Source organism: Leclercia adecarboxylata (genome assembly GCF_035787115.1).
In the GTDB taxonomy this organism is placed as follows: domain Bacteria; phylum Pseudomonadota; class Gammaproteobacteria; order Enterobacterales; family Enterobacteriaceae; genus Enterobacter; species Enterobacter adecarboxylatus_E.
This window is the reverse complement of sequence record NZ_JALKTL010000007.1, coordinates 115243-129810: the sequence shown is the minus strand read 5'-3', so window position 1 is coordinate 129810 and position 14568 is coordinate 115243. Positions and strand designations below refer to the sequence as shown.

Sequence of the window (14568 nt, the reverse complement as noted above, 5' to 3'; positions counted from 1 at the left end):
GATCACAAAAAACAAGAAACGTAAAAACGTAACCAGAAAACGCAATACCTGCCCGTGGGTGAATGGTTTACAAAAAATGTAACCGGTCTCAGCGCCCTACGCGTGAAGGAATAACAATGAAAAGCGAAGTCTTATCCGTCAAAGAGAAAATTGGTTACGGCATGGGTGACGCCGCAAGTCACATTATCTTCGACAACGTCATGCTCTACATGATGTTCTTCTACACCGATATCTTCGGCATCCCCGCCGGGTTTGTCGGCACCATGTTCCTGCTGGCGCGTGCGCTGGACGCCATCTCCGACCCCTGCATGGGGCTGATTGCCGACCGCACCCGCAGCCGCTGGGGTAAGTTCCGGCCGTGGATACTGTTCGGCGCCATCCCGTTTGGTCTGGTCTGCGTGCTGGCCTACACCACGCCGGATCTCAGCCTGAACGGCAAAATGATCTATGCCGCCGTCACCTACACCCTGTTGACCCTGCTCTATACCGTGGTCAACATCCCGTACTGCGCCCTGGGCGGGGTGATCACCAACGACCCGACGCAGCGTATCTCCCTGCAATCCTGGCGCTTTGTGCTGGCGACGGCGGGCGGCATGCTCTCTACGGTGCTGATGATGCCTCTGGTGAATATGATTGGCGGCGAGGATAAAGCGCTCGGCTTCCAGGGCGGCATCGCCGTGCTGTCGGTGGTGGCGTTCCTCATGCTGGCGTTCTGCTTCTTCACCACCAAAGAGCGCATCCAGGTGCCGCCAAGCACCACCTCCATGCGCGAAGATCTGCGCGACATCTGGAAGAACGACCAGTGGCGCATCGTCGGGCTGCTTACCATCCTCAACATACTGGCGGTCTGCGTGCGCGGCGGGGCGATGATGTACTACGTCACCTGGATCATGGGCTCGCCGGAGCTGTTCGTCGCCTTCCTCACCACTTACTGTGTCGGCAACCTGATTGGCTCCGCGCTGGCAAAACCGCTCACCGACTGGAAGTGCAAAGTCAGCGTCTTCTGGTGGACCAATGCCCTGCTGGCGGTGGCGAGCGTGGCGATGTTCTTCGTGCCGATGCAGGCCAGCATCACCATGTTCGGCTTTATCTTCGTGATTGGCGTGCTGCACCAGCTGGTGACGCCGATCCAGTGGGTGATGATGTCCGATACCGTCGATTACGGCGAGTGGACCAACGGCAAACGCCTCACCGGCATCAGCTTTGCGGGCACGCTGTTCGTGCTCAAGCTGGGGCTGGCGCTGGGCGGGGCGCTCATCGGCTGGATGCTGGCAGGTGGCGGCTACGATGCCGCAGCCAAAACCCAGAACAGCGCCACCATCAGCATCATCATTGCCCTGTTTACCCTGGTGCCCGCCGCGTGCTACCTGCTGAGCGCGGTGATCGCCAAACGCTACTACAGCCTGAAAACGCCGTTCCTGGTGAAAATCATGGACGATCTGGCGCAGGGCGCACGACGTAATGAGCAGGAATTTAATACCCTGCCGGTCAGCAAAGAATTACAGAACTAAGAGGACGAAAGCATGAAAATCAGTGACGGAAACTGGCTAATTCAACCGGGTCTGAACGTGACCTACCCGGTGCAGGTGTTCGAGGTGGAGCAGCAGGGCAACGACCTGGTGGCCTATGTCGCCCCGCGCGACGTGCGCGAGCGCACCTGGCAGCTGGATACGCTTATGTTCACGGTGCGCCTGTTCGCGCCGCAGGAGGGGATTGTCGGGGTGCGCATCGAGCACTTCCAGGGGGCGCTGAATAACGGCCCGCACTATCCGCTCAACGTCCTGAAAGACGTTAACGTGCAGATTGAAAACAACGCGGAGTTTGCCGAACTGAAAAGCGGCAACCTTAGCGTGCGCGTTACCAAAGGCGAGTTCTGGTCGCTGGATTTCTTCCGCGACGGGCAGCGCATCACCGGCAGCCAGCTGAAAAACAACGGCTACGTGCAGGACGGCAATACCGATCGCAACTACATGTTTGAGCGCCTGGATCTGGGCGTGGGCGAAACCGTCTACGGCCTCGGCGAGCGCTTTACCGCTCTGGTGCGCAACGGCCAGACGGTTGAAACCTGGAACCGCGACGGCGGCACCAGCACCGAACAATCCTACAAAAACATTCCGTTCTACCTCACCAACCGCGGCTACGGCGTGCTGGTGAACCACCCGGAGAACGTCTCCTTTGAGATTGGCTCTGAGAAGGTGTCGAAGGTGCAGTTCAGCGTTGAAGGCGAGTATCTGGAATACTTCGTTATCGACGGCCCGACGCCGAAAGCGGTGCTCAACCGCTATACGCAATTCACCGGTCGTCCGGCGCTGCCGCCAGCATGGTCGTTCGGCCTGTGGCTCACCACCTCGTTCACCACCAACTACGACGAAGCGACGGTAAACAGCTTTATCGACGGTATGGCCGAGCGCGACCTGCCGCTGCACGTCTTCCACTTCGACTGCTTCTGGATGAAGGCCTTCCAGTGGTGCGACTTTGAGTGGGACCCGGTCACCTTCCCGGATCCGGAAGGGATGATCCGCCGCCTGAAGGAGAAAGGGCTGAAGGTCTGCGTCTGGATCAACCCGTACATCGGGCAAAAATCCCCGGTATTTAAGGAGCTGAAAGAGAAGGGTTATCTGCTGAAGCGCCCGGATGGCTCCCTGTGGCAGTGGGATAAATGGCAGCCGGGGCTGGCAATCTACGACTTCACCAACCCGGAAGCCTGTGCATGGTACGCCGACAAGCTGAAAGGCCTGGTGGATATCGGCGTCGACTGCTTCAAAACCGACTTTGGCGAGCGTATCCCGACCGACGTGCAGTGGTTCGACGGTTCCGATCCGCAGAAGATGCACAACCACTACGCCTATATCTATAACGAGCTGGTGTGGAACGTGCTGAAAGAGACGGTGGGCGAGGAGGAGGCGGTGCTGTTTGCCCGTTCGGCCTCCGTGGGCGCACAACAGTTCCCGGTGCACTGGGGCGGCGACTGCTACGCCAACTACGAATCGATGGCTGAAAGCCTGCGCGGTGGGCTGTCCATTGGCCTGTCGGGCTTTGGCTTCTGGAGCCACGATATCGGCGGGTTCGAGAATACCGCTCCGGCGCACGTCTATAAACGCTGGTGCGCGTTCGGGCTGCTCTCCAGCCACAGCCGCCTGCATGGCAGCAAATCCTACCGGGTGCCGTGGGCGTATGATGACGAGTCCTGCGACGTGGTGCGCCACTTCACGCAGCTGAAGTGCCGGATGATGCCGTACCTCTATCGCCAGGCGGCGCTGGCCCGCGAGTGCGGTACGCCGATGCTGCGCGCCATGATGATCGAGTTCCCGGACGATCCGGCCTGCGACTACCTCGACCGTCAGTACATGCTGGGTGATGCGGTGATGGTTGCGCCGGTGTTCAGCGAGGCGGGCGACGTGCAGTTTTATCTGCCAGAAGGGCGCTGGACGCACCTGTGGCACAACGACGAAATCCAGGGCAGCCGCTGGCACAAACAGCAGCATGATTTCCGGAGCCTGCCGGTCTACGTGCGGGACAACACCCTGCTGGCGCTGGGCAACAACGACCAGAAGCCGGATTACGCCTGGAATGAAGGTACCGCCTTCCAGCTGTTTAGCCTGAACGATGGCGCGACGGCGGTGAGTGAAGTGCCTGCGGCTAACGGTGTCGTCGCCTTTACCCTGACCGCGACGCGCCACGGCGATACCATCACGTTAGAAGGAAGCGGCGAAGCGCGGGGCTGGTCGGTCTGTTTGCGCAATGTGCATCGTGTGAGCGGCGTGAAAGGCGCATCACATGCGGGAAGCGAGTGGGGCGTGGTGGTGAAAGCGGAGGGGAACGAGGTGGTGATTCACCTCTGAGCCCCTCTCCCTCTAAGAGTTAGTGCCCATCTTTAAGCAGATGAGGACGGGTTTGCTCCCTCTCCCTTTCAGGGAGAGGGCTGGGGTGAGGGTTGTTGCTCAACCGTACTCACCGCCCCACCCGTCATCGTCTGTGTCACCTGCTGCTTATCCATATTCACCGCGTTTAACCTGCCGTTGACCGTCGGCTTTAACGGCGAATCTTTCTGCACGTTGCCGCTGGCGGTGAGCTTAAGGTTGCCATCGCCGCTCACCGGCAGCGCGGGCCAGCCCCACTGCTGGATGATGTTCAACGGCACGCCGCGCCCGGTCAGGTTAACGGTGGTCTGGCGCCCTGGCGTCTGCGAGACGCTGGCCTTCGCTTCCAGGATCCCTTTCTCGGTAAAGGCGCTCAGCTCGTTGATGGCAATCGTCGAGGCGTTGGCCGAGAGCGACAGCGACGGACGGCGCACGTCCACCCGGTTAAAGGTGGCGGCCGCGCCGTTCAGCGTAGCGGTGCCAGCCCATACGCCCCACTCGCGATCTTTTGCCAGCTGCAGGTTGGTGCCGTAGCCGTCAAGGGCGGTGATCTGCCACGGGAAGGCGGTGTCGACGTCGATCACCAGATTACGGCTCAGGCCAAACTTGCGCAGCGTGACGCTGTGCAGCCACTCCGGCAGGGTCTCCATCCACTGGGTTTTCCAGTTTTCCGGCAGGGTGTATTCCAGCCCGGCGACGGCGACATCATCCAGCACCAGCGCTTTACCGCTGCGTAACCAGTTGCCGGAGGTACGCACCATCCCGCCTTCCCAGCGTGAGGTGAACTGGCGCAGGGCGATCCCTTGTGGGGAGAATTCGGCGTTGAGGATCGGGTCGAACAGGTGCAGGGAGCCGTAGATATACTCACTGGCGTTCATCGACAGACGACCGTCCTCGCTCTGCCAGTCGCCCTGGCTCAGGGTCAGGTTGCGCAGGCTTAAATCGAGATCGGTCACCGCCCAGTCCGGCCCCTGCAGGCGGGCGTCGGTCACATCGAGGCGGCCAATCTGTAACGACGGCAGGGTGGTGATGGGGGCGAAGAAGTCGGACAGGGATTTATCGCTCTGCAGGCGGATATCGTTCAGGCGCATATTGTCCACCTTCCAGCCGCCGTTGGCGTCGCGACGCGCGTTACCGGTGAGCGAGCCCCGGGCCATATCTGCGCCGATGGTGGTCAGAATGACCTCTTTATCGCTCAGCTCACCCTCGATCAGCACGTTGCTGGCCGGCACGCCGTTCAGCGTCAGCGAGCCGGCGCTGATCTGAATCTGCGCTTTCTTACCCAGCACGTTGCCTGCTTCGGGGTCCCAGGGGCGTACGCCGCCGGTCACTTTTTGTGCGCTCAGATCCCACGCGGTATTGGGGCTGTTAAACGCCATGTTGTTCAGCAGCAGACGGTCGGCCTGAAAAGGAAGGGGGGCTGTCTGCGGCGAGAGATTCAATGTGCCATCAAACAGGGTGATGGTATCCATATGCAGCGGATCGGTAAGCTGGCGGCTGCTCACGCCGATATCCACCATTTTTGCGACAAGGGTGGCAGGCTGGCCGTCGCGCCCGAAGGTGACGTTTTTCAGCACCAGATGCGTGGGCGACGAGAAGCGGTGATCCATCAGGTCAAAATTGAGTTCGTAATCGGTGTTTACCGTGATCCAGCTGCTGACCTGCGCCGCGCCCCAGCGGGTCTGAACAAGGATATAGAGCGCGAGGATCGCAATAAGCAGAACGGCCAGAATACCGACGAGAAGCTTTCCAATAAATTTCATGGTCTTCCATCACGTAAAACGCACATAAAGGAGTTATGCACGATTTATGCGCAATGCTCAAGGCGGGAATAGTGTAATTCCGGATTACGGCAGCAGTTGCCTGCTGCCGTAAAAAGCGATTACTGCTTTTCTGGCGGGAAGATCAGGTTCAGAACGATAGCGGTGATACCGCCGGCAGCGATGCCGGAAGAGAGCAGGTTCTTCACCCAGTCTGGCGCAAACTGCAGGATCAGCGGCTGCTGAGAAACACCCAGACCCACGGCCAGCGACAGCGCAATAATCATGATGGCGCGACGGTTCAGCGGCTCGCGAGAGACGATACGCACGCCCGATGCCGCGATGGTACCGAACATCACCAGCGTTGCGCCGCCCAGAACCGGCTCAGGAATATGCTGCACAAAGCCGCTTACCGCCGGGAACAGGCCCAGTAAAACCAGCATCAGTGCGACGACAAAGCCCACATAGCGGCTGGCGACGCCGGTGAGCTGGATCACGCCATTGTTCTGACCGAAGCAGGAGTTCGGGAAGGTATTAAACACGGCGGACACAAAGGAGTTCAGGCCGTTTGCCAGCACGCCGCCCTTCAGGCGCTTCATGTACAGCGGGCCAGAGACCGGCTGCTCAGAGACGTCGGACGTGGCGGTGATGTCGCCGATGGTTTCCAGGGAGGTGATCATAAACACCAGCATCAGCGGCAGGAGCAAGCTCCAGTCAATGCCCAGACCGTAGTACAGCGGCGTCGGGACCATGATCAGTGGGCTGTCGGTCGGGGCGCTGGATTGCGGCAGCATGTCCATCGCCCAGGCGGCCAGATAGCCTGCCGCCATGGCAATCACCAGCGAAGCGACGCGCAGGTAAGGGTTACGCTGACGGTTGAGCAGAATAATGATCGCCAGCACGATGCCCGCCAGCAGCAGGTTTTTCGGTGCGCCGAAGGTGTGGTCGTTCATCGCCGCGTAGCCTCCGCCGATGGAGGTGAGGCCCACCTGAATCAGCGACAGCCCGATAATCATCACCACCACGCCGGAGACCAGCGGGGTAATAATGCGGCGCGCCAGGTGCAGAACGCGGGAAATCACCATCTCGGTGCAGCTGGCCAGCATCAGGGTGCCGAACAGCGCCGCCATCATCGTTGGCACATCCGCGCCGCCGGTTTTCAGCGCCGTACCGCCCATGATAAGCGGTGCCACAAAGTTAAAGCTGGTGCCCTGAATCGACAGCAGGCCGGAGCCCACCGGACCCCAGGCCTTAATCTGAATGATGGACGCCACGCCTGAGGCAAACAGCGACATACTAATAATGTGTTGGGTGTCCTGGGCCGGTAAACCGAGCGCCTGGCAGATCAGCAGCGCAGGGGTAATGACGGCCACAAACATGGCCAGCAGATGCTGACAGGCGGCGAACAAGGTCTGCGCCAGCGGCGGACGATCTTCAAGACGGTAAATCAGTTCACTGTTGTGCGGCTGCGCAATCGGTTGCGCATCCTGCTGTTCAATGGCGTTAACGGACATCTGCTGCGAACCCCTGGAGGAAAAGCGGGCATTTTAGCCGAGTCGGTGAGAAAAGCAAACGATTGCTTACAAAAAACGTTGATAAATTCACCCGTCCGGCACGGCTTTTTCTGTCGCGAAGCGGCAAAGTTCATTACACTCCTGCTCCCGATTGCGCTAATAACGCGCAAACGTTTCAGGAAAACGCACTTGTTGATGGAGTACGTGCCTTAAAAGGAGCCCACTATGATTCATCTCGATACGTTGTCGACCCTCGTTGCGGCAACACTGGTTCTACTGCTTGGCCGTAAACTGGTTCATAGCGTCCCCTTTCTCAGAAAATACACCATCCCGGAGCCCGTCGCGGGCGGATTGCTGGCCGCCATTGCGCTGCTGGTGCTGAAAAAAAGCATGGGTTGGGAAATCGACTTTGATATGACCTTAAAAGACCCGCTGATGCTGGCCTTTTTCGCCACTATCGGTCTGAACGCCAACCTGTCCAGCCTGCGGGCAGGCGGCAAAGTGCTGGGGGTGTTCTTAATTGTGGTGGTCGGGCTGCTGGTAATGCAGAACGCCATTGGCATCGGTATGGCCTCGCTGTTGGGGCTGGATCCGCTGATGGGCCTGCTGGCCGGCTCGATCACGCTGTCGGGCGGACACGGTACCGGCGCGGCGTGGAGCAAGCTGTTTGTTGAGCGTTACGGCTTTCAGAATGCCACCGAAGTGGCGATGGCTTGCGCCACCTTTGGCCTGGTGCTGGGTGGCCTGATTGGCGGGCCGGTGGCGCGCTATCTGGTAAAGCACTCCACTACCCCGAACGGTTGCCCTGACGATGAGATCACGCCATCGGCGTTTGAGAAGCCGGACGTCGGGCGCATGATCACCTCTCTGGTGCTGATCGAAACCATCGCCCTGATTGCCATCTGCCTGACGGTGGGCAAAGTGATTGCGCAACTACTGGCGGGCTCCGCGCTGGAGCTGCCGACCTTTGTCTGCGTGCTCTTTGTGGGGGTTATCCTCAGCAACGGTCTCTCACTGATGGGCTTTTATCGCGTCTTTGAGCGGGCGGTATCGGTGCTGGGCAACGTCTGCCTGTCGCTGTTCCTGGCGATGGCGCTGATGAGCCTTAAGCTGTGGGAACTGGCGTCGCTGGCTCTGCCAATGCTGGTGATTCTGGGAGTACAGACCCTGTTTATGGCGCTGTACGCCATGTTCATTACCTGGCGGTTGATGGGCAAAAACTACGATGCGGCGGTGCTGGCGGCCGGACACTGCGGTTTTGGTATGGGGGCAACGCCGACGGCGATCGCCAACATGCAGGCCATTACCGAACGTTTCGGTCCGTCACATATGGCGTTTCTGGTGGTACCGATGGTGGGGGCGTTCTTTATTGATATCGTCAATGCGATCGTGATTAAGCTTTACCTGCTGTTGCCTATCTTTGGCTGATCAGGCGTTCGAGTAACGCCCGGTCTCTGGCATCCAGCGGTCGATTAACGCTGCCGCCTGTTCGGGGTAGCGTTCATGGATATGGCGTGCCAGACGCTGAACTTCGGGGATCATGCCCTGATCGCGCAGCAAATCCGCCACCTTAAACTCGGCATTACCCGTCTGACGCGTCCCCAGTAATTCACCGGGCCCGCGGATCTCCAGATCCTGTTGCGCAATCACAAAGCCGTCATTGCTGTCGCGTAACACCTGCAGGCGCTTCTGCGCGGTTTTCGACAGCGGGGCTTTGTAAAGCAACACGCAGTGCGAGGCCACCGCGCCACGTCCGACGCGGCCACGCAGCTGGTGGAGCTGTGCCAGGCCCAGACGCTCCGGGTTTTCGATGATCATCAGGCTGGCGTTAGGCACATCCACCCCCACTTCAATCACCGTGGTGGCGATCAGCAGATGCAGATCGCCCTGCTTGAAGGCCTGCATCACCGCCTGTTTTTCCGCAGGCTTCATGCGGCCATGCACCAGCCCGACGTTCAGCGCCGGTAGCGCCAGCTTCAACTCTTCCCAGGTGGCTTCCGCCGCCTGCGCTTCCAGCAGATCGGACTCTTCAATCAGGGTGCAAACCCAGTAGGCCTGACGACCCTCCTGCAGGCAGGCGTTACGCACGCGGTCGATAATATCGCTGCGGCGGGTATCCGGAATGGCGACGGTGGTCACCGGCGTGCGACCCGGGGGCAGCTCGTCGATAATCGAGGTATCGAGATCGGCGTAGGCGGTCATCGCAAGGGTGCGCGGGATCGGCGTGGCGGTCATGATCAGCTGGTGCGGATGGTACCCCTGCTGGAGACCTTTCTCCCACAGCGCCAGACGTTGATGCACGCCGAAACGGTGTTGTTCATCGATAATGACCAGCGCCAGACCGTGAAACTGCACCTGCTCCTGGAAGATGGCGTGGGTGCCGACAATCATCTGCACCTGACCGCTGGCAATGGCCTCCTGCTGCGCCTGGCGCGCTTTGCCTTTTTGCTTACCGGCCAGCCAGCCCACTTCGACGCCGAGCGGGGCAAACCAGCTGCGGAAGTTATTGGCATGCTGTTCGGCCAGCAGTTCAGTCGGCGCCATCAGGGCAACCTGCCTGCCGTGGGCGATGGCGCGAAGCGCGGCCAGCGCAGCCACCAGCGTTTTGCCTGAGCCGACATCGCCCTGGACCAGGCGCATCATCGGCACGTCCAGCGCCATATCGTGCTCGATCTCGGCGGTCACGCGGGCCTGCGCCCCGGTGGGCTTAAACGGCAGCGAGGCCAGAAGTCGGTCTTTTAAATCGTTAAGGGGCGGGAGCGGCAGGGCATGAAAACGCTGGGCGCCGGCGCGCAGCGCCAGCATGCTCAGGTTATGCGCCAGCAGCTCTTCCAGGATGAGCCGTCGCTGTGCCGGATGCTGCCCGCTCTCTAAATCGCTGAGTTGCAGGGTCGGCGGCGGACGGTGCAGGGTACGCAACGCCTCCGGCAGGCTCATCATCCCCTGTGCCAGCTCGGGCGGCAGCAGTTCGGCGATAGCACAGGTATCGAGCAGCTCCAGCGCCTGGTCGGTCAGCTTGCGCAGCGTCGCCTGCTTAACGCCTTCGGTGGTCGGGTAGACCGGGGTCAGCGTCTCCTGCATCTCAGGGGTGCTGAGATCGCCCTGTACGCGGTACTCCGGGTGGATCATCTCCGCGCCGTATTTCCCGCGTTTGGCTTCGCCGTAGGCCAGCACCCGGCGACCAGCGGCGAGGCTGTTTTTCATGGCGGCGCTGAAGTTAAAGAAACGCATCGTCAGGATGCCGGAGCCGTCGCTGATCTGGCAGGTCATCATCCGGCGACCGCCGAAGGTGATGTTGCAGTTCAGCACTTCGCCTTCCACGGTGGCATAGATCCCGGGCAGCAGGTCGCCAATCTGATAGAGCTGGGTGCGGTCTTCGTAACGCAGGGGGAGATGCAGAAGGAGATCCTGCACGGTATGCAGGCCAATTTTTGCCAGCTTGCTGCTTTGGGCCGCACCCACGCCCGTCAGGGAGTTGAGCGGCACAGCATCCAACAGGCGGCCTTGCATGATTTACTTCGCCGCCTGCATCGTGGCCCACCACGTCGCATCGGCTTCAATTTCGCCCTGCAGATTGACGTGGGGGTAGGGTAATTTTTTCTGCTTTGCCACTCTGGCCAGCACCGGGTAACCGCCTTCAAACAGCAGGCGCTGCTGCTCGCCTTCCGGCAGCATGCTGTTCTCGCGTTTGTACATCCCGGCATTTTGTCGCTGACGTTGCGCTTCATACAGAATGAGCGCCGACGCCACGGAGACGTTCAGCGACTGCACCATGCCGATCATCGGGATGATGATGTCCTGATCCGCCAGATCTAAAGCCTGCCGGGTGATCCCTGTTTTCTCCTGACCCATGAGAATGCAGGTCGGGCGGGTGTAATCAATTTCACGGAAATCGACGGCGTTGTCGGAAAGGTGGGTCGCCAGCACCTGCATGCCGCGCCCTTTCAGGTGCGAAATGGCTTCGCCAATGGTGTCGTGGGCTTTGACCTGTACCCAGCTGTTGCTGCCTGCGGCAGCTGAGGCCATGGGACGCATCCGCGTCCCCTTCCAGACGGCGTGCACTTCATGCACGCCGACGGCGTCTGCAGTACGGACGATAGCAGCAACGTTATGGGGCTTATGCACCTCTTCCATGCAGACCGTCAGATCGGGCTGACGCCTGGCGAGCATCTCACAGATACGTGCATAACGCGTTGCATTCATAAAACTAGTTTCGGTTACGGGTGACTTTAATGACGTCAGCCATCACGCGGATTTTGCGCATGATATTCGCCAGATGCACGCGATCCCGCGCGGTCAGACGAATAAAGGCGCTATAGACACGACCATCCTTCTCTTCGGTATTCAGGCTATGAATATTGGAAGAGGCAGTGTTGATTGCCGCCGTCAGGTTCGCCAGTGCGCCCTGGTGGTTGAACATATCCACCTTGATCTCGGTGATAAATTCCTGCTCGGTCTCTTTATCCCACTCAACCGCCATGAACTTCTCCGGCTCTTTCTGGTAGCCGCGGATGTTACGACAGGATTCGTGATGGATAACCAGGCCTTTGCCCGGGCTGACGTGGGCAATAATCGGGTCGCCAGGAATAGGGCGGCAGCACTTGGCAAAGGTGATCAGTACGCCGTCGGCGCCTTTGATCGGCAGATGCCCGTGGCTGGTGGATGACGACTGCGGTACAGAGGTTTCGCCCTGCTGCAGGTTCTTCGCTACCACCACACTCATCGCGTTGCCAAGGCCGATCTCCGCCAGCAGATCGTCCAGCGTGGCGAGCTTCATACGCTCGAGTTCACGCTGTACGTTCTCTTTCGGGATCTCCGCCAGCTTGCGGCTACCGCCTAACGCATGGTTGAGCAGACGACGACCCAGGCTGACGGAGTCGTCGCGTTTGAGGTTTTTCAGCAGCTGTCGGATCTTGGCGCGGGCCTTCGAACTCACGACAAAGTTGAGCCACGCCGCGTTTGGACGTGCGCCAGGTGCAGTAATGATTTCTACCGTCTGGCCGCTGGTCAACGGCTGTGACAGCGGATACGGTTGCCTGTCGACACGTGCGCCCACGCAGGCATGACCGATATCGGTATGCACGGCGTAGGCAAAGTCGACCGGCGTGGCACCAGCAGGCAGTTCGACAATACGCCCTTCTGGTGTGAAAACGTAAATCTCATCCGGGAAGAGATCGGATTTAACGCTCTCGATAAATTCAAACGAGCTACCGGCGCTCTGTTGCAGCTCCAGCAGGCTCTGCATCCAGCGCTGGGCGCGGATCTGCGCGGTGGTGCTGGTTTCGCCATGCTCTTTGTAGGCCCAGTGCGCGGCAACACCCATCTCCGCCATCTGATCCATATCCTCGGTACGAATTTGCACTTCAACCGGTACGCCGTGCGGACCAATCATCGAGGTGTGCAGAGACTGATAGCCGTTCGCTTTTGGAATGGCGATGTAGTCTTTCATCCTTCCCGGACGCGGTTTGTACAGGCTGTGCATCTGACCGAGCACGCGATAGCAGGTATCGGAATCGTGGACGATCACGCGGAACGCGTAGATATCCATGATCGAGTGAAAACGCTGCTCTTTGAGCACCATTTTGCAGTAGATAGAGTACAAATGCTTTTCGCGACCGCTGACGCGACAGGGGATACCCGCTTCCTGCAAACGTCCTTCGATTTCTGAGAGGATCTTCTGAATCATCTCTTTACGGTTGCCACGTGCGGCTTTCACCACCTCTTTAATCACGCGGAAGCGGTTCGGGTACAGCGCTTCAAAACCCAGCTCTTCCAGCTCGGTTTTAATGTGATGAATACCTAAACGGTGCGCCAGCGGACTGTAGATTTCGAGGGTTTCACGGGCAATGCGACGTCGTTTGTCCGGGCGAAGCGAACCCAGCGTGCGCATATTGTGAGTACGGTCGGCGAGCTTGATCAGAATGACGCGGATATCCTGTACCATCGCCATGATCATCTTGCGAAAGTTTTCGGCCTGCGCCTCTTTCTTGTCGCGGAAATTTAGCTTATCGAGCTTAGAGACCCCTTCCACCAGCTCGGCAACGCTTTTGCCAAATAGCTGTTCCATATCCTGGTAGGTGGCGGGGGTATCTTCAATCACATCATGCAGCAGGGCGGCCATCAGCGTTTCATAGTCGAGTTTCATCTCGGCCAGAATACAGGCCACCGCTACCGGGTGCGTGATATAGGGTTCACCGCTTGAACGTGTCTGGCCCTCGTGAGCGTCACGTGCAACGAGATACGCCTGCTGGAGACGCTTAATCTGGTCTACCGGCAGGTAGGTTTGAATCAGTTGATTCAGGCTTTCAAACAGATACAAGGGCGACCTGCAGGTTTAATTAACGACGACCTTCAGCAATGGCGGTGACGGCCTGCAGTTCTGCGGCTTCCTGCTCTTGCTGCTCCTGGCGCTCACGAACATCGAGGATCTGGCTGTTGATCAGGCCTTCTTCGATTTCGCGCAGTGCGATAACGGTAGTTTTATCGTTTTCTTCCGGTACCAGCGGATCTTTACCGCCTGACTGCATCTGACGAGCGCGACGCGCGGCGACCAGCACCAGGTCAAAACGGTTACCAATTTTCTCTACAGCGTCCTGAACAGTTACGCGTGCCATACTTAAAATGCTCCACAGATGAAGAAATGACTGGGCATGATACTGAATGTGGGTTCAGTCTGCCAACAGTTTGGTGATTAATGCGTCATGTCGCTGCTTCTGGCGGCTCATGCGCAGACGTTCGGCGCGAAGAATAGTTTTGAGATCGCTCAGGGCGGCGTCAAAATCATCATTCACAATCAGGTAATCATATTCGGCGTAATGGCTCATTTCCGCAACTGCCTGGGCCATACGTTTTGCGATAACTTCTTCGCTATCCTGGCCGCGGCCACGCAGGCGGCGATCCAGCTCATCTTTCGACGGCGGTAAAATAAAGATACTGCGCGAATCAGGCATTTTATTGCGAATCTGCTGCGCGCCCTGCCAGTCGATATCAAGGAACACGTTCACGCCGGTCGACAGCACCTGCTCAATGGTTTCACGCGAGGTGCCGTAATAGTTACCGAAGACCTCGGCGTGTTCAAGGAATGCGTCTCTGCCAATCATCGTTCTGAATTCGTCGTGATCCACAAAGAAATAGTGTTCACCGTGCACTTCACCCGGGCGCGGTGCGCGCGTGGTGTGAGAAACAGAAACCTGCGTATCGTACAACGGTTGGGTTTTTAACAGCGCCTGAATCAGGCTGGATTTACCCGCGCCACTTGGGGCAGAAACAATATAAAGCGTGCCTTGAGCCATGAGAGTCTTTGTATGTTGATAGCGTTGAAGTCCTACATACGGGCTTATTATACACGTCGCCGCTGCGTGACGTAGCCTTTGTCACACTTTTTCCTGGTCTTCCTTGAATTTTGCGTACCGTTTTCCGGTTTTATCTCCTTTT

Annotated in this window: 10 protein-coding genes; 3 read left to right on the top strand and 7 right to left on the bottom strand. The window is 58.8% G+C overall.

All coding sequences use genetic code 11. From position 1 onward, the window contains the following. Window positions 1-116: 116 nt before the first annotated feature. Entirely contained in the window at window positions 117-1511 is a 1395-nt protein-coding gene (locus MXM41_RS19400; RefSeq protein ID WP_325933787.1) for a glycoside-pentoside-hexuronide family transporter, read from the top strand. Window positions 1512-1523: 12 nt separating this feature from the next. After that, complete coding sequence (gene yicI / locus MXM41_RS19395; RefSeq protein WP_325933786.1) at window positions 1524-3842, top strand: alpha-xylosidase; 2319 nt, start codon at window positions 1524-1526, stop codon at window positions 3840-3842. A gap of 68 nt (window positions 3843-3910) precedes the next feature. On the opposite strand, the gene MXM41_RS19390 is transcribed toward yicI, so the two are convergent. Together MXM41_RS19390 and MXM41_RS19385 are read right to left on the bottom strand one after the other, a co-directional pair. Beyond that, window positions 3911-5623: an AsmA family protein gene (locus MXM41_RS19390; RefSeq protein ID WP_325933784.1), complete on the bottom strand. Its 1713-nt coding sequence runs from the start codon at window positions 5621-5623 to the stop codon at window positions 3911-3913. A 119-nt stretch (window positions 5624-5742) separates the two neighbouring features. After that, a complete protein-coding gene (locus tag MXM41_RS19385; protein WP_325933783.1) occupies window positions 5743-7134 on the bottom strand; it encodes an NCS2 family protein in 1392 nt (463 codons plus the stop codon). Window positions 7135-7359: 225 nt separating this feature from the next. On the opposite strand from MXM41_RS19385, the gene gltS reads away from it, so the two are divergent. Next, window positions 7360-8562: a sodium/glutamate symporter gene (gltS, locus tag MXM41_RS19380; protein WP_325933782.1), complete on the top strand. Its 1203-nt coding sequence runs from the start codon at window positions 7360-7362 to the stop codon at window positions 8560-8562. Here the strand turns inward: gltS and recG are convergent, their stop codons facing one another. The 5 genes from recG to gmk are packed head-to-tail and all read right to left on the bottom strand — an operon-like array spanning window position 8563 to window position 14426. Then, on the bottom strand, window positions 8563-10644 hold the full coding sequence (gene recG, locus MXM41_RS19375) for an ATP-dependent DNA helicase RecG (RefSeq protein WP_325933780.1): 2082 nt from the start codon (window positions 10642-10644) through the stop codon (window positions 8563-8565). It lies immediately after the preceding gene. Between the two features lie 3 nt (window positions 10645-10647). After that, window positions 10648-11337, bottom strand: a complete 690-nt coding sequence (trmH, locus tag MXM41_RS19370; RefSeq protein WP_325933779.1) for a tRNA (guanosine(18)-2'-O)-methyltransferase TrmH — start codon at window positions 11335-11337, stop codon at window positions 10648-10650. Between the two features lie 4 nt (window positions 11338-11341). Next, window positions 11342-13453, bottom strand: a complete 2112-nt coding sequence (gene spoT, locus MXM41_RS19365) for a bifunctional GTP diphosphokinase/guanosine-3',5'-bis pyrophosphate 3'-pyrophosphohydrolase (RefSeq protein ID WP_325933778.1) — start codon at window positions 13451-13453, stop codon at window positions 11342-11344. A 19-nt stretch (window positions 13454-13472) separates the two neighbouring features. Next, complete coding sequence (gene rpoZ / locus MXM41_RS19360; protein ID WP_039030179.1) at window positions 13473-13748, bottom strand: DNA-directed RNA polymerase subunit omega; 276 nt, start codon at window positions 13746-13748, stop codon at window positions 13473-13475. 54 nt (window positions 13749-13802) lie between these two features. Next, window positions 13803-14426: a guanylate kinase gene (gene gmk, locus MXM41_RS19355; RefSeq protein ID WP_325933777.1), complete on the bottom strand. Its 624-nt coding sequence runs from the start codon at window positions 14424-14426 to the stop codon at window positions 13803-13805. Window positions 14427-14568 lie beyond the last annotated feature (142 nt).